We start from the raw sequence: 16,467 nt of genomic DNA, 5'->3' as shown, positions 1-16,467 counted from the left end.
TATTCATTATTGTTTTAATTAGAAATCAAGGTTTAGACCTATCGAAATAGTTCGGTAAATTGGCGAACCAGCCCTTTGGTAACCATAGGTCGTAGGACTTGTCTTATCAATTGATTCTGGATTAAAACCGGTATAATTATCAGCAGTCTTATACATAAGGTTCTGACCTGCAGCGTATATCCTAAGTTTGGAAATTCCGTACTTCGAAACAAAATCGCTTGGGAAAGTATACCCGACATTAACATTACGAAGTGCGATATATGAAGCATCTTGAATAATGTCATCGGTAAAGATCTTTTGTTTGATAAATTCCTGATCTGGAGTTATATCTGGATTAAAATCTTGTGAGCTATTGAAATGGTTGAAGATATATTGATCTCCCATATTTCGAACTTCCGCTCCGTGAGATCCTTGGAACATAAAGCTCAAATCGAAATCCCCAATTTTAAAATCATTGGTAAAACTCCAAACCAACTCTGGGTAAGGATCACCTAATGCAGCCTTATCCTCATCATCGATAATACCATCACCGTTTAAATCCTTAACGTATACGTCTTGGGCCTCACCACCGATAGGGTGATACGGATCATTGAGATATTCCAAGGGGATATCCCTATCAACTACCCAACCGTAGAAGGTCGAAATAGGTTGGCCTTCCAAATTGATCCATTCAGCAGCCCTTTTACTATCCACATTTGTAATTTGACCATTTGAATCCGCGAAATCAACCAATGTATTCTTATTGGTCGTTGCGATTAAGGTTGACGACCATCTAAAGTTGTCCTGTGAAATATTTCGTGTACGTAATTCAAATTCAACACCTTCATTTCGAACCTCTCCAAGGTTTACCAAAGCACTATCAAAACCTGTTGTTACCGAAACTGGGTTGTCCAACAACAATTGATCACTGGTTCTTCGATAATAATCAAGAGAACCTGAAATTGCATTTTTAAACAAACCGAAATCAACACCAGGGTTAAATTCTACCAAGCGTTCCCATTGCAATTCTGGATTGGCAATGTTCAAAGCATTGAAACCACCTGTTAAATTCCCGTCCACGACAGCTGTCGTAGCACCTAACAAAGCAAGGGAAGGATAATAATCCACAAGTACATTACCTGTACTCAAGTTACTACTACTACTGCTACTGTCTGGATCAACACTACCTGTATTCAACCTATCGTTACCTGTGACACCGTAACTAGCCCTGAATTTAAGTGCACTTACAACATCACTATCCGCAAGAAATTCCTCATTGCCTACGTTCCAACCAATAGATGCAGCTGGGAAATTACCATATTTGAAATCAGATCCGAAGATCGAACTACCATCACGCCTTATACTCAATGACGCTAAATATTTATTGTCATAGGCATAATTGAACCTAGAAACATATCCTATTGTTTTTTTCTCCCATTCAAAAGCATCTGCATCTGAAATAGTCGTCGCATTTACGATTTGCTTTACATCATCAGAAGTGTAGCCCGTTCCCGTAATCGTTGAGAAAGACCATTTTCGGGATTCAGCAGATACCCCTAAGATAGCACTAAAGTCATGCTTACCGAAAGACCTGTTATAGGAAAAGAAATTATCGGAAATCAGATAAATCTCCCTTTGTCCAATTTCATTCATTGAAGCCGCAGAAGCACCATTCCTATTTGACTCCACACCTTGCCATCTTGTTCTTTTGGTATCTTGGTACGAACCTGAAAGTGTAGTCCTGAAGTTCAATCCATCAGCTATTTCAATATCGCCATAAACACTTCCGAAAAGTTTGAATTTCTTATCCCTTCTATCCCGTTCAAGGACTTTAGCCGCAGGGTTTGTGTTTGAAGTGTTACTGATATCGGTTCCACTTACCACAGGTGTACCTGTTTCCAAATCATAATCATCAAAATGACGTTGCAAAGCATAATCCCCAATCTGGACATCCGCATATACGCCCCCATCCCTAACTCTGTTCAAAAATTGAATCGAATTGGCATCATGATACACAGGCAACCAGTTGGTCTGTCTCAAAATATCATGGGTTGAACCATCAAAACGTCTTCTGTTGGTATAGGAAGGCGAGAAATTGGCCCCTATGGAAACCTTATCACTTATTTTGGTATCCACTTTAAGTCGAAGTCCGTACTTTTTAAAATCATCGGTCAACAAAACACCCTCATCGTGGCTATAGTTAAGACCGGTACTGAATTTTGTTTTGTCGTTACCTCCCCTAGCGGTCAATGAATGACTTGTAATGGTACCACCATCGAAAATAACATCTTGCCAAGAACGGTCTATCCCGATCAATTGCTTATACCTAGTCCTATCGGAAAGGGTTCCTGTAGCAGCCAACTCAGCGGCAGCGGTTTCGGCAATTGAGAACGTATAAGGTTCACTATGTCTTGCTTCTTTGTAACCTGTAAAAGTACTATAGTTGATTTTGGTCTTACCTTCCAAACCTGATTTTGTAGAAATCATAATAATACCATTGGCACCTTTAGAACCATATATTGCAGAAGAAGCAGCATCTTTAAGAATCTCAAAAGACTGAACGTCGTTCATATTCAATGAACCTAAGAAATCGGCATCCACAATAACCCCATCGACTACTACCAATGGCGTAGAATCACCGGCCATGGAACCAACACCCCTAATACTGATCGTTGGAGCAGAACCAGCTTCACCGTCTGTAGCCTGGATATTAACACCTGATACCTGACCTACAAGGGCATCATCGACCCTGGCCAAGGCAATCTGATCCAAATCATCGTTAACCACTTTGGATATAGACCCTGTGGTATGACTCTTCTTTTGTGTACCATAACCAATGACAACAACCTCTTCAAGTTGACTGGCATCTTCTTTCATGGTTACGTTCAATTCCTTTTGATTGGAAATAATGAAAGTCTGGGTAACATATCCTAAATATGAAAACTGTAATACATCCCCACTACTTACCTCTAACTGATACAACCCATCAAAGTCTGTGGCCGTACCCCTGGTTGTCTTTAAAATAACAACGTTAACCCCTGGAATGGGAACATTGTCCCCGTCAGTTACCGTACCAGAGAGTACATATCCGTCTTGTGCGAATAATGAAATATTGAATAACAATATTACCATTAATATTAATCTCGATTTTAAATTCATTTGTGATCTTATTATGTTCATAATTTTTACAATTCAATACCATTGAGAAGTATTGATAAATGAGATGTCAAAATCCCAACCCCCTACTTTACCTAAGCACAATGTTTCTGAAGAAGTCAATGAATTTATTGTTACTTTTGCAGAAAGCATGTTTTGTAAAGCATTACATGTTTTAGAGTATTACTTCCGTCTAAGAAGAAGTGATCATTTTGAAAGGGATAGGCTGGCACCTATCCTTTTTTTTGTACTATCCATCTAGTTTCATTGAATATTTATTTTGTTTGAGTTAGCATTCATTTATCTAGTTTTTTTTGGTTACCCAAACTGGTTGACCAATTTGGATAACCAAATATATGTTATATATGTGTTAAAAAAAAATCCAAAACAGAATTAAATGTTAAATTTTAATTTGTTTTGGATTTTAACACCCTTATTTTTATGAAATACGCAAAACACCTCATAGTGAGGGGCTATTCCATAAAATCCTCATGAATAGGACTAGTGGTTTTTATATTAGGCCTCTTTATCCCCAAAATAAGATACCTCACCACCACTCAAGAAATCTTCCCTTACAGGACTGAATGTGTCTATTAGCATCCCTTCTTCCAAACAAACTGCACTGTGCAATAAATTTGGCTCAATATACACTCCATCCCCTCCTTCTATGATTTTCTTTTCCCCATCAATATCAAACTCAAATTTACCTGAGACACAATAGGTAGCTTGTGTGTGAAAATGTTGATGTGGCGCACCCAATGCCCCTTTCTCAAACTTCACTTTTACCATCATGATTTGGTTATCGTAACCCAAGAACTTTCTTGATACCCCTCCTCCAAGTTCTTCCCATTGTATTTCTTTTGAGATAATGTACTTTTCACTAAATCGTTTCATATGTTTATATTTATTGTTTTTTAAAGGTCATATGTTGCTTCCATTAATTAATTCCCGTAGTATCAGGTTCTCCTTACGGAAGGTTCATAATTTTAATTTATTTATTGTTTAAAATAATAAGGACCTGTCCATTGATATTCCTTATCCTTGATTTTTAACCTATGCTGCGCTTTCGAGGATCCGTTTGTATTTGACTGAATAAAAATCAGAGTATTGCCTTCCTTATCCTCGATAGCCACACCTGTATAATTTTCATCATCATATATCAGCCCCAAATGCGCAATACTGCTATTTGAATTTACGGCAAACTCAGATACGGCACTATAATGGCCATGGGGTTCAACCACTGAGACAAACACTGTGTTCCGTGCTTTTCTCCGTACCATAAAAGCGGCATCCCTTCGTAGATTGAATTCGGGGTCACTGGCCCCTAATCTTGTAAAAAGCAGTTCATCGGAACTATCCGCCGTCGTGGTCAAAGTGTAAAAATGCCCTTGGTTCAACCACGATAACTTGGTATTGTCCCCAGAAGGTTTCCCCTTCCCTTCCAACCAAAGGTGTTGATAGCCATTATCGCCACCCATTGCCTGTAAGCTAGTCGGCGTATCGTATTCAAAATTAGTCTTCATCACCTGGCCCATAAAATAAAAGGGAAGGTCATACTGGTTTTCGCTATCGGATGTTATTTTAAAGACATCCAAAACAAAGGGTCGCTCAAAATCAGTATCCTTTATCATCGCCATTGTCCTGTGCATCGACGTACCCGGATAGGCGTTTACTTCCTTGGCGCTGATAACCTGGAAGTCGGGATCACTGATATCCGAAAAGAACAACTCCGAATGATGTTCACTCCCTATTTCATATTTGCCCTTAAAATGGGAAGTCATATTCTGGACCACTGTGTTATGGGCTACGGTCTGTTTTGCCCATGTTTTATTTTCCTTTAAATAATTACCACCACCCTTTTGTTCTATATTGACAAACCGGGCCAAACCATAATCTTGAAGCACCTCATCCCCTTCATCATACAATGAAAACGATAGTTTGTCATAATGGCCATGGCTTAGTCCTTGGGCCGCATATTTAAAAACCAATGAAAGCTCTTCATTGCCATATCGAATAATACCCACACCACCTTCGTTTCCTTCTGGACCATCACTAAGCAAAATTGATTTTTTAGGAAATGGCTTTGCCTTGTTTTCCTTTAGCCCCAAAGCAACAGACAGCCCTGAATCATCCAAAACCACACGGTCCTGTTTTTCAGCTACACTCAATAATTCCGCATTATATCCTCCAAAATGATAAGCAATATCAACCGCCGTTACCAATTCCCTGGAATAATAGGACATTCCTTTTTGACCATCGTTCAATGGAAAAAACTCCCCATCCTTATCGGAAAGATTCAATAAGGCATTGACCGACTTTAAAAGAACGCTATCCTTATGGGCAAAAATATTGAGTTCTGGCCTCACATTCTGCAACCCTTCCGCAAAAATCAAGAATGGGTACATGGCGTACCTCTGATAGTACGGTCCTTCGGTATAATAACCATCCGGGGAGAAAGGCTCGTCCAAATTGGCCAAAAATCCGGCCTTCTTATCTTTTGACTGTATAAATCCACCGTCATTATCCTTGGCATTCACATCCAATTTCACATCCTTTATACCGTATAATGCCCGTTCTATAAGTTCATCATCATTCATGACCAACCCAATCATTCCTACGGCCGCATTGCCCCAGGTACTATGGTTATGAACCCTATTGTAGAACTGTGGATTACCTACCGAAATAAAATCGGCAAAGGGCCTAAACAGGTTTTTCTCCAATTTTTTTCGTTCTTTTTTAGAAAACCAATCATATACGCAATCATAGGCCTGACTCACATACACCAACCAGTTTGAATCATTGAGACATTGCCAAAACAATTTTCCACGGGCATATGATCGTTCTTTGGGGTGCACCGGTAAATCTTTATACATGGCCTCATATTGAAACAGCATATCCCGCACATAAACAGCATATTTTTCATCTTCAAGAATCTGGAACAACACCCCTGCCTTTTGAAGGATAATGAAATTCCTTTTGTGACGCTCGTGGGTATACCCCCCTGAATAATCTTTCGGAATCGGGGTATGGATGCCCATTGCTATTTCGGCATCAACCTCTTCCTTCACTTGTTTTAAGGTTGCGTCAAAAATGGGAATACCCCCTAATTCCGCCCTTATTTTTTCAACCCCGGCTTTGGTAAGAATCAAATTTGGATGTTCTTGGGAAAACCCTTCCGCTCCAACCAAAAAAGTTATCAAACAGCATAAGACAAGAACTCGACGTAATAAATATGCAATGAACCTCATAGTTTTAATTTTTAACAACACCCAGGCTTAAACCATCTGTTGCCTTATTTACCAATGGGGAATTCCCCTTTAGGATATAATCGGATTCGTTGGCAAACTCAATAGGTAAGGTCCAAAGATTCTCCACATTGTATTTTTGGTCCCCGGTAACCTTAAGCAGATCCGATTTATAAAAGTCATTGTTCTTTACATTCACAACAGGTTCCCCTACCACCAAATGCATTTCGATCCCTTTGGTCTTGTTGAAAAGGTTATCCTTGATGTCGATAACCTGAACACCATATAACGACAAGGCTGTTTTGTATTTGTTTTTGGAACCAAAACCTACATTATCCAATGTATTATGTTCCAATTCCAAGAAAGGACCAAAGGTACTTTCATCTTTTCCTCCCCTGTACAATCGTAATGCAGCACCTTGCACATCCTTAAGTACGTTGTTTTTCATTATAAGATATTCAACGTTGTATGCCCCGATATCATCAGTCTCTTTATCCAATGCAGCGATATGGCCCGTAATATTCCTGAATTTTGAATTTTGGATACTAATGGTATCCGCAAATGTTCCCTTAGAGACCCTCAACACATCAAAAGAATGATTCACGGTAAAATTTTCAAAATCACAATTATCTATAAACAACCTATAGTTTTCGATCATGGACTTTTTACTTGTACTAATCACGGCATTTCCAGCATAATCGGGCGAACTGGCACCATCGAATTTCACATTCTCCAATGACAGACTACCACCATTCTGTATCTCAAAGGCCATCATACGCTCAAATAAGATAACCGCCTTTTCTTTTCCAGAAGACTTGAAGGTCAAGGGATGATTAACCTTAACCGCTTTGGTCAATAAATAGGTTTCACCAGAAACCAACTCAATAACATCCCCAGGATTGGAGTTCCTTGTTGCTTCAAACAAGGTATTGATTCCCGGCTCAACTTGAATGGTTTCCCCAGAATTTAACGCTACACCCTTATCTTTTTTCGAATACCATGCTATTCCCGTATTCTCCTTGGTTGCAATATTTGGACTAATCGTAACCTCATTTTTTATCTTATCCGAAGTAGGTATCAGAAATCCCTGTTCGTTTTTTACCAATTGCATATCCGCATGGGTGAATCCACTAGGGATATCAACTTCCAGGTTTTTACCTAGAATATTATCCTTAAATGTTATACCACTGATATCATCATACACCGTGAAGAGATTCTTTTTGTTTTCGTGATAAAAAATGTTTTCTGAAATCTCTGAAGTGCTGGGTGCCTGACTTCTTTCGGCATCACTTCCTGCACATAACTGTATATTGTCACAATTGATAAACGTGTTATTCCTTACTTTGGAATCAATAACCGGCACATAACGGTTAGGTGGTGAATTAGGCACACCATTCATCATTACGAATGCACCCCTAAAACGGTACCCTGTTAATCCGATATGGTAATTATTTATGACCGTTTGCGATTCGTTGATTACCCGAACCCCCCCAGTACTTGGTTTGTTGTTCCCTATAAAGACATTACCATCAACCAATGTCTCATTACCATGTCGCATGGTCAATGTACCTGTACATTCGTAAAATGTATTATACTTAAAGGTGTTATTACAGGATTTGTTCGAAATGATCTCATGCTCGCCATTACATCTATCAAAATAATTGGACTCAACCAAGGTACTTGAATTTTCCATGGCATGATGACTTGTACCGATGCGTAGGGTCTCTCCCCCATTATTCCCAAAGGTAGGTCGGGGACCAAAATAATTATGATCTATTTTATGATTGTTCTGCCAGCTGTCCTCAGTATCCAAACCAACAATCATGGTAACACCCAAATTCTTTTTACCAACAATATGGTTATGGTCAATACGATTGTTTTTCCCATATATGGTAATCCAATAATCCTGGACATGACGCTCTGGATTGTTATAATTATCGATAACACATTCTGTTAAACGACAATTATTTGCGATTTCCTTTTTGTTTTTCCTAAATGAAATAACTGCATTTGTTGGTGTATATCCATTTTTGAAAACGAGTCCGTCGACAATTAAATATTCCCCTGCTATCTGAAGGTTCGAGGCTCCCTCTAGCGTAACCTTCCCTTTTTCCTCCACGGTAAGGGTAATCGGTTCTTTTTCCGTTCCATGGCCTTCAAAAACCAGTTCAGCATCTTTCCAAACCCCATTGGCCAATGTAATGACATCCCCTGGATTTGCATTTTTAACAGCATCATTGAATTCCTGGACACTCTTTACCGTATTTCCCTCGGTTTTGGGGTTACAGGATGCTAAAATCGATAAAAATATTATGGAAGCAAATAGAATAACACGTTTCATACTATAATTGGTTAACCAGTTTGGTTTACCAAATATATGTATATTTGTGGAGCTGACAAATTTTTAACATTAAAATCCTAAACTGATAATCCTATAAGCCACTTAATATGTAAACGGCAAAAAGGTGATTTAGAAACACCTTTAGTTGCCTCCTGTTTTATCCATTATGGACTATAGGTTGGCAAAATGAAACTTTGAGGATTTAGGAGTTTAACGAAAATCATGAAGTCATCCTATTCAGTAGGTAATCCTAAAAATTATACCGAGCTTGTATATTCGATTGTATAAACAAAGAACAACCTTAAAACCGGAACGAATGAAACACACTAGAAGACACTTCCTAAAACAATCAACCCTTGCCGGTTCCGCCATGATCCTTCCTTTATCGGGTATTGCAGGTAATTTATTTAAAGAAAACACTTCCGAATTACCCAAAGTGTTCTTGTTTTCGAAGCATCTTCAATTCTTGGACTATAATGCCATGTCGGAAGCTACTGCTGAAATGGGTTTTAATGGACTTGACTTAACGGTGAGACCCAAAGGCCATGTATCCCCTGAGAAAGTCGTCGATGAATTGCCAAAAGCTGTTGAGGCGATGCAAAAAAACGATTTGCTTCCTCAAATGATGACGACCAACATTCTCGATGCCGAAAAAAAGGAGACCTTATCCGTTTTGAAAACAGCCGGTTCCTTGGGGTTGACCCATTACCGCACAGGATGGCTTACCTATCCAGAAGACCGTACCATTACGGAGAGTCAGGCCATTTTCGGTCAACAATTCAAGGAATTGGAAATCCTTAATAAAAAGTATGGACTAATAGGATGCTATCAAAATCATGCCGGCAACCATGTCGGTGCCCCAATTTGGGATTTACCACCGATTCTCTCACATACCCAAAATGAATATATGGGCTGTCAATACGATATTAGACATGCAGTGGTCGAAGGAGGTTCCTGTTGGGAGTTAGGCTTAAGACACATACGTCCTTATATAAAAACAATCGTGATCAAGGATTTTAAATGGGGCAATGTGAACGGAAAATGGAAACCGATAAACACCCCTTTGGGAGAGGGAATGGTCAATTTTGACCTGTACTTTTCGTTACTTAAGAAATATAAAATCAATGTTCCGATTTCCCTTCATTTAGAATATGACCTTGGTGGCGCCGAAAAGGGAGCTTCGGAAATATCCATTCCCCAGAAGGAGGTTTTCCAACAGATGAAAAAAGACTTGACCTTCCTAAAAGAGGCATGGCAAAAAGCTAAATAAAACAACGATCAAAATATCGATACTATGGGTACAACCTTACCTACCACCAAGGAGAAGTTACGAAAAGTCAGTACAGCGACCATAGCCACCTGTCTTTTTAAAAGAGGCTTGAAGAATCAATTCATTCAAGATGTAAAACCCTTAAAGCCGAACAAACCAAACATGGTTGGCGAAGCTTATACGTTAAGATACATTCCTGCAAGGGAAGACCTCAACCCAATAGAAGTGTTCCGAGACCCAAACCATCTTCAAAGGGTTGCCGTAGAAGAATGTCCTAAGGGTGCGGTTTTGGTTATCGACAGCAGGAAAGATGCCCGGGCAGCATCGGCAGGTTCCATCTTAGCGACACGGTTAATGGTGAGGGGTGTCGCCGGAATCGTCACCGATGGCGGATTCCGTGATTCCGCCGAGATTGCCGAATTGGAATTTCCTTCCTATCATAATCGACCATCCGCTCCTACCAATTTAACCCTTCACCAAGCCATTGCAATCAATGAACCTATAGGTTGTGGCGATGTTGCCGTATTTCCCGGTGATATTTTAGTGGGTGACGATGATGGTGTCATGGTAATACCGGCCCATATAGCCGATGAAGTAGCGGATGAATGTGTTCAGATGACCTTATATGAGGATTATGTCATACAACAAGTTGAAAATGGACATGCGGTCATAGGCCTCTACCCCCTTGTTGATGAAAATATTAAAAAAGCGTTTGAGTCGTGGAAGAAAAACAAAACGACTAATCGATAACATATTACCATCAATAATTTACAATTTAACAAGGGGCGAAATGATGTATTTCGCCCCTTGTTTTTTAAAGAAACACTCTTTAGAATGATTCTAAAGAGCTATAAACCACCTACCCATGCGCCAAATCCTGACATATGTCATGTTCTGACCTAACCAATCAACTTAACTTTATTGCCTCTAAAAAAGAGACAAACACCCATTATAAATGGAATCAAGGTTATCAGAAAAAGATGCATACGTACACTCTGGTGTTATTTCAAAAAAGGACAATGGTTCGCTGATTATTTCCTTAGATGAAAATGTTCATTGTGAATCGTGCCGTGCCAAAAGCACTTGCGGTATTTCCGAATCCGGTTCCAAGGAAGTGGAGATCTCCAGCACAGATGAATCTTTTGCCTTGAATGAACAGGTTAATGTGATTTTAAAGAAAGGACTGGGACTAAAAGCCGTTTTCTGGGCATATATTTTCCCTTTTCTACTTATGGTATTGACATTAATGGTCTCTTCCTTATTCTTAAAAGAATGGATGGCGGGTATTTTATCCCTTTTGATCTTGGTACCTTATTACCTGTTACTCTATGTTTTAAGGAATGTCTTTAAAAAAACATTTAAAATTTCCGTTGTAAAAATTTAGCTAACGATGAATGAATCCATATTAAATAGTGTCCTTTTACTCGTTTCCTTAGGAGCTGTAACGGCCTTGGTGCTGTTTGTGGTCTCTAAAAAGTTCTATGTATATGAGGACCCGTTGATTGCTGAAGTGGAAGATATATTGCCAGGGGCCAATTGTGCCGGCTGTGGTTCTCCCGGATGTAAATCATTCGCTGAAAAATTAGTGGCCACCGAGGATATTTCGGATTTGTTTTGTCCTGTTGGGGGAAATGATGTCATGAAATTGGTTGCCGAAACCTTAGGCAAGGAAGTTGCCGAAAAAGACCCAACGGTTGCCGTGGTCCGATGTCAAGGTTCCTGTGAAGTTCGACCAAAGACCACTGAATACCAAGGACCAAAATCCTGCGCCATATCGGCCATGATCTATAGTGGTGAAACCGATTGCCAATACGGTTGTCTTGGCGATGGGGATTGCGTTACCGCCTGTAAGTTCGATGCCATGTTCATGGATGAAACCACTGGACTACCCATTGTTATAACCGATAAATGTACATCGTGTGGTATGTGTGTTGAAGCATGCCCCCGTGACATTATCGAGATGCGTCCCAAAAACAAGAGGGACTTAAAGGTCTATGTGGGTTGCTTAAACGAGGAAAAAGGTGGTATTGCCAAAAAAGCCTGTTCCGTGGCTTGTATAGGATGTTCCAAATGCGAGGATGTTTGTCCAAAAGACGCTATTACCATGGTGAACAACTTGGCCTATATAGACCCTGAATATTGCACATTATGTAGAAAATGTGTCCCTGTATGTCCTACACACTCCATTATTGAAACAAACTTCCCACCACCAAAAGTAAAAAAGGTAGTGGAAAAAAAGGTAGAAGCTGACCCCTCGGGCGAAGTTAAATCGGTAAACCTTGTAAAAGATGCTTAAAACATTCTCAAAAGGAGGTATACATCCCCCAGAAAATAAACTTACATCAACAAAGAAGATTAAGCGACTGGCACCACCCAAGGTGGTTTACGTGCCTATAGCACAGCATATTGGAATACCTGCTGAAATCATTGTTGATCGAAAGGATAAGGTAGAAATCGGCCAGGTCATCGCCAAATCCGGAGGATTCGTTTCTTCGAACATCCATTCCCCCGTTGCCGGTACCGTTACCAAATTGGATATGGTCATCGACTCCAGCGGATATAAAAAACAATGTATCGTTATTCGTACAGACGTTAAGAACGAGACCAATTTCCAGGAAGTCGATTACCCCCTAAAAAAAGAAATAGATCTTGAGCCCGCGGAAATCGTAAAACGCATTTCCGATTTCGGAATCGTAGGTTTGGGTGGTGCTACTTTCCCTTCCCATGTAAAGCTGAACATCAAGGAAGATAAAAAGATGGATTGCCTTATCATCAATGGTGTCGAATGCGAGCCCTATTTAACGGCAGACCATAGATTGATGCTCGAGAAAGGGGAGGAAATCATTGTGGGTATAAAAATCCTAATGAAAGCACTACACGTGCACAAAGCGGTCATCGGCATAGAGGACAACAAACACGATGCCGTTGAATTATTCAAACGATTGACCGCCGACGAAAAAGAGATACAAGTAGCTGCCTTACAGGTGAAATATCCCCAAGGTGGCGAAAAGCAATTGATAAGTGCCATTTTGGGTCGAGAGGTTCCCAAAAATGGCCTACCTATGGATGTTGGTGTCGTTGTCAATAACGTTGGGACGATTTTTGCCATTTACGAAGCCATCCAGCATAACAAACCATTGATTGAAAGGGTCGTTACCGTAACCGGTAAAAAACTGGACAACCCCTCTAACTTCTGGGTTAAGATAGGAACCCCCATCAAGGACCTGATCGAGGAAGTAGGTGGTATGCCAGAAGGAACCCGAAAAATAATAAACGGCGGCCCCATGATGGGCAAAGCCATAAAAAATACCGATGTGCCTGTTACCAAAGGTACTTCGGGTATCCTGATCGTCGATGAGGATGAGGCCTGTAGGGGCGAGGTCAAAAATTGTATTCGTTGTGGCGAATGTGTCAATGTCTGCCCTATGGGATTGGAACCCCACCTCTTAATGAATCTATCAGAGAAAGGCATGTATGAAAAAGCAGCCCAAGAAGACATAATGACCTGTATCGAATGTGGTTCGTGTAGTTATGTATGTCCTTCGAACCGTCCTTTGTTAGACTATATCAGGTTTGGAAAAAATATCACTAAAAATTTAGCATCTTCTAAAAATTAAATACATAATGGATAGCCCCCCAATTGTTATTTCGGCCTCCCCACACGTTCATTCTGAAAGAACTTCCAAAAAAATAATGTACGATGTAGTCATTGCATTGGTACCCGCATTTTTGGTATCGTTGTACGTATTTGGCTTTAACGCATTAATAACCACCTCCATTGCCATTATTTCATGTTTGTTGTTTGAATATCTCATTCAAAAATACCTCATGAAAACCGAGGTGACCATAACGGATGGTTCAGCCTTATTAACCGGATTACTGTTGGCTTTCAACGTACCTGCCGGGCTACCCATTTGGATGATAATCGTAGGTAGTTTGGTCGCTATCGGTATAGCGAAACTCTCATTCGGTGGACTTGGGTTCAACGTTTTCAATCCAGCTTTGGTCGGTAGGGTTTTCCTTTTGGTATGCTTTCCCGTACAGATGACGCTTTGGCCAATGGCGGTAGTAAATAATACCACCATCGCAGATGCCGTTTCCGGTGCTACAACACTGGGCATTATTAAAGAAGGCTTACAGTTTGGAGGAACCATGACCGAGTTAAGTGCCAAGCTTCCATCGAGCGTTGATATGCTTTTAGGTATCACAGGAGGTTCCCTTGGTGAGATGTCGGCAATCGCCCTTCTACTTGGAGGTTTATATCTTATGATTCGCAAAGTCATCTCATGGCATATTCCAGTAACGGTATTACTGACAATGGCCATTATGACCGGTATTTTCTGGTCTATAGACCCCGAGCATTATGCCAACCCATTAATACATCTATTATCGGGCGGGGCCATTTTAGGGGCGTTCTTTATGGCCACGGATATGGTTACGAGTCCCATGACCAAAAAGGGCATGGTGATTTTCGCCATAGGTATTGGAGCAATAACCGTCATCATTCGATTATACGGCGCCTATCCTGAAGGCATCTCTTTTGCCATATTGATTATGAATGCTTTTGTACCCCTAATCAACAGTTATTTTAAACCACGCAGGTTCGGTTCTAAGATCAAAGCCAAAATAATGTAGTTATGAGCAAGAAGGAATCAACATTTTTGAACATGGCCCTATCACTTATCGTGATCACCCTAGTGGCTGGATTCTCATTAGGTTTTGTCAATAACCTAACCTTGGCCCCTAAAGCCGAAGCCAAATTGGCCAAAAAAGTCAATGCCCTTAAGGCTGTACTACCGGAATTCGATAACGACCTCGTATCCGAAGTAGTTCGGATAAAAACCACTGTAGCAAAGGATAGTGTGGAAGTTTACCCCGCTTTTAAAAGTGGGAAATTCGTAGGTGCCGCCGTTATCGGTGCTTCGGAAAAAGGCTTTAGTGGCTTGGTGAAAATCATGGTCGGTTTTAAACCCGACGGAAGTATTCAAAATATCGTCGTACTGGAGCAGAAAGAAACCCCTGGACTAGGCACCAAGATGAAAGAAGAAAAATTCTTGGGACAATTTCGGGATAAAAATCCGTCCGACTATAACCTAAAAGTCTCCAAAGATGGTGGTGAGGTCGATGCCTTGACCGGAGCTACGATCAGTTCAAGGGCCTTTACGGAAGCTGCCCAAAGTGCCTATGATGAATATATGAAAATCAAGGATTCTTTAACCAAATCGAACAACTAGAAATTATGGCCAATACCATTGATCAAAAGCAAAATTTCTTAAAAGGTATCGTCAAGGAGAACCCCATCTTTGTAATGCTTCTGGGTATGTGCCCTACTTTGGGGGTTACTTCATCGGCCTTTAACGGATTCGGGATGGGAGTTGCCACCTTATTCGTACTCTTAATGTCCAATACGGTCGTTTCCCTAGTCAAATCGCAAATACCGAGTAAGGTCAGGATTCCTGCCTTTATCATCATAATCGCTTCTTTCGTGACCATCGTTGAAATGGTCTTGGAAGCTTTTATCCCCTTTCTTTACGAGCAACTGGGCATCTTTATCCCCTTAATCGTGGTAAACTGCCTCATTCTGGGAAGGGCCGAGGCCTTTGCCTCAAAAAATGATTTAAAATCCTCGGTGTTGGATGCACTTGGCATGGGACTGGGTTTTGTACTTGCGCTTACCGTTTTGGGTATAACCCGTGAAATTCTGGGTAATGGAAGTATTTTCGATTATAAATTCGTGTCAGAGGACGCCAATACGTTCATCCTTTTCATTCTTCCTCCAGGAGCATTTATAGCCCTGGCCTATCTATCAATCTTGTTTAATAAACTAACCGCTAAAACAGCTTAGAATGGACTATATCGTAATACTCATAGCCGCTGTATTCGTCAATAATATTGTACTATCGCAATTTTTGGGCATATGTCCCTTTTTAGGCGTTTCCAACAAAATATCGACCTCGGTGGGTATGGCAGGTGCCGTAATGTTCGTAATGACCATTGCGACTACCGCAACCTATCTGTTACACAACTATATTCTACTTCCTGCAGGATTGGATTATCTACGGACCATAACCTTTATCCTTGTTATTGCCGCTTTGGTGCAAATGGTAGAGATTATCCTTAAAAAAGTGAGTCCACCTTTATACCAGGCTTTGGGGGTTTTTCTTCCACTGATTACCACGAACTGTGCCGTCCTTGGTGTTGCCATCCTGGCTTTGGGCCTCGAAAACAGCAGCCTTTTAAAGGCCGTTTTCTTCGCTTTCTCCAATTCTCTTGGATTTGGTTTGGCTTTGATCGTCTTTGCCAGTATTCGCGAATATCTAGAACTCGCCAATATACCTGAAGGTATGAAAGGGGTTCCTATCAATTTGTTGGTGGCCGGACTATTATCCTTAGCCTTTTTAGGGTTCACCGGATTGGTATAATCGAAAAATGTGACCAAAAACAAGCCACAATAGCTCAACCATTATTAGTTGAAA

General features: G+C 40.5%; 13 protein-coding genes. 9 read left to right on the top strand and 4 right to left on the bottom strand.

Annotated elements, in window-relative coordinates:
- Positions 1-18 precede the first annotated feature (18 nt).
- From LX92_RS04095 to LX92_RS04080, 4 genes are all read right to left on the bottom strand, one after another.
- Positions 19-3,138, bottom strand: a complete 3,120-nt coding sequence (locus LX92_RS04095; RefSeq protein ID WP_109648975.1) for a SusC/RagA family TonB-linked outer membrane protein — start codon at positions 3,136-3,138, stop codon at positions 19-21.
- A 513-nt stretch (positions 3,139-3,651) separates the two neighbouring features.
- Positions 3,652-4,029, bottom strand: coding sequence for a cupin domain-containing protein (locus LX92_RS04090; RefSeq protein ID WP_109648974.1), 378 nt, complete (start codon positions 4,027-4,029; stop codon positions 3,652-3,654).
- A gap of 101 nt (positions 4,030-4,130) precedes the next feature.
- Entirely contained in the window at positions 4,131-6,383 is a 2,253-nt protein-coding gene (locus tag LX92_RS04085; protein ID WP_109649072.1) for an alginate lyase family protein, read from the bottom strand.
- Positions 6,384-6,387: 4 nt separating this feature from the next.
- Positions 6,388-8,721, bottom strand: a complete 2,334-nt coding sequence (locus LX92_RS04080) for a polysaccharide lyase 6 family protein (protein ID WP_109648973.1) — start codon at positions 8,719-8,721, stop codon at positions 6,388-6,390.
- Positions 8,722-9,037: 316 nt separating this feature from the next.
- Between LX92_RS04080 and LX92_RS04075 the strand changes: the two genes are divergently transcribed.
- The 9 genes from LX92_RS04075 (at position 9,038) to LX92_RS04035 (ending at position 16,413) form a co-directional block, all read left to right on the top strand.
- Complete coding sequence (locus LX92_RS04075) at positions 9,038-9,991, top strand: sugar phosphate isomerase/epimerase family protein (protein WP_109648972.1); 954 nt, start codon at positions 9,038-9,040, stop codon at positions 9,989-9,991.
- 24 nt (positions 9,992-10,015) lie between these two features.
- On the top strand, positions 10,016-10,741 hold the full coding sequence (locus LX92_RS04070; RefSeq protein ID WP_109648971.1) for a ribonuclease activity regulator RraA: 726 nt from the start codon (positions 10,016-10,018) through the stop codon (positions 10,739-10,741).
- A gap of 205 nt (positions 10,742-10,946) precedes the next feature.
- Positions 10,947-11,375, top strand: a complete 429-nt coding sequence (locus tag LX92_RS04065; RefSeq protein WP_109648970.1) for a SoxR reducing system RseC family protein — start codon at positions 10,947-10,949, stop codon at positions 11,373-11,375.
- A gap of 6 nt (positions 11,376-11,381) precedes the next feature.
- Positions 11,382-12,287 (top strand): Fe-S cluster domain-containing protein, encoded by a 906-nt coding sequence (locus tag LX92_RS04060; RefSeq protein WP_109648969.1) that lies wholly within the window; start codon positions 11,382-11,384, stop codon positions 12,285-12,287.
- A complete protein-coding gene (gene rsxC / locus LX92_RS04055; RefSeq protein WP_109648968.1) occupies positions 12,280-13,608 on the top strand; it encodes an electron transport complex subunit RsxC in 1,329 nt (442 codons plus the stop codon). Before LX92_RS04060 ends, rsxC begins: the two co-directional genes overlap by 8 nt.
- Before the next feature lie 7 nt (positions 13,609-13,615).
- Entirely contained in the window at positions 13,616-14,626 is a 1,011-nt protein-coding gene (locus LX92_RS04050; RefSeq protein WP_109648967.1) for an RnfABCDGE type electron transport complex subunit D, read from the top strand.
- Between the two features lie 2 nt (positions 14,627-14,628).
- Positions 14,629-15,225: an RnfABCDGE type electron transport complex subunit G gene (locus tag LX92_RS04045; RefSeq protein WP_109648966.1), complete on the top strand. Its 597-nt coding sequence runs from the start codon at positions 14,629-14,631 to the stop codon at positions 15,223-15,225.
- A 5-nt stretch (positions 15,226-15,230) separates the two neighbouring features.
- Positions 15,231-15,836 (top strand): RnfABCDGE type electron transport complex subunit E, encoded by a 606-nt coding sequence (locus LX92_RS04040; protein ID WP_154362688.1) that lies wholly within the window; start codon positions 15,231-15,233, stop codon positions 15,834-15,836.
- 1 nt (position 15,837) lies between these two features.
- A complete protein-coding gene (locus LX92_RS04035; RefSeq protein WP_109648965.1) occupies positions 15,838-16,413 on the top strand; it encodes an electron transport complex protein RnfA in 576 nt (191 codons plus the stop codon).
- The last annotated feature ends 54 nt before the right edge of the window (positions 16,414-16,467 follow it).

The organism is Maribacter polysiphoniae (assembly GCF_003148665.1).
Taxonomy (GTDB): domain Bacteria; phylum Bacteroidota; class Bacteroidia; order Flavobacteriales; family Flavobacteriaceae; genus Maribacter_A; species Maribacter_A polysiphoniae.
Note: the sequence above shows the minus strand (reverse complement) of the source record. Positions and strands in the feature narration are given on the sequence as shown.

What these genes read in the sequence shown, in the direction of transcription:
- LX92_RS04095 (WP_109648975.1), bottom strand. Translation starts at nt 3,138, where the DNA reads ATGAATTTAAAATCGAGATTAATATTAATGGTAATATTGTTATTCAAT.
- LX92_RS04060 (WP_109648969.1), top strand. Translation starts at nt 11,382, where the DNA reads ATGAATGAATCCATATTAAATAGTGTCCTTTTACTCGTTTCCTTAGGA.
- LX92_RS04090 (WP_109648974.1), bottom strand. Translation starts at nt 4,029, where the DNA reads ATGAAACGATTTAGTGAAAAGTACATTATCTCAAAAGAAATACAATGG.
- LX92_RS04085 (WP_109649072.1), bottom strand. Translation starts at nt 6,383, where the DNA reads ATGAGGTTCATTGCATATTTATTACGTCGAGTTCTTGTCTTATGCTGT.
- LX92_RS04070 (WP_109648971.1), top strand. Translation starts at nt 10,016, where the DNA reads ATGGGTACAACCTTACCTACCACCAAGGAGAAGTTACGAAAAGTCAGT.
- LX92_RS04050 (WP_109648967.1), top strand. Translation starts at nt 13,616, where the DNA reads ATGGATAGCCCCCCAATTGTTATTTCGGCCTCCCCACACGTTCATTCT.
- LX92_RS04040 (WP_154362688.1), top strand. Translation starts at nt 15,231, where the DNA reads ATGGCCAATACCATTGATCAAAAGCAAAATTTCTTAAAAGGTATCGTC.
- rsxC (WP_109648968.1), top strand. Translation starts at nt 12,280, where the DNA reads ATGCTTAAAACATTCTCAAAAGGAGGTATACATCCCCCAGAAAATAAA.
- LX92_RS04065 (WP_109648970.1), top strand. Translation starts at nt 10,947, where the DNA reads ATGGAATCAAGGTTATCAGAAAAAGATGCATACGTACACTCTGGTGTT.
- LX92_RS04035 (WP_109648965.1), top strand. Translation starts at nt 15,838, where the DNA reads ATGGACTATATCGTAATACTCATAGCCGCTGTATTCGTCAATAATATT.
- LX92_RS04045 (WP_109648966.1), top strand. Translation starts at nt 14,629, where the DNA reads ATGAGCAAGAAGGAATCAACATTTTTGAACATGGCCCTATCACTTATC.
- LX92_RS04075 (WP_109648972.1), top strand. Translation starts at nt 9,038, where the DNA reads ATGAAACACACTAGAAGACACTTCCTAAAACAATCAACCCTTGCCGGT.
- LX92_RS04080 (WP_109648973.1), bottom strand. Translation starts at nt 8,721, where the DNA reads ATGAAACGTGTTATTCTATTTGCTTCCATAATATTTTTATCGATTTTA.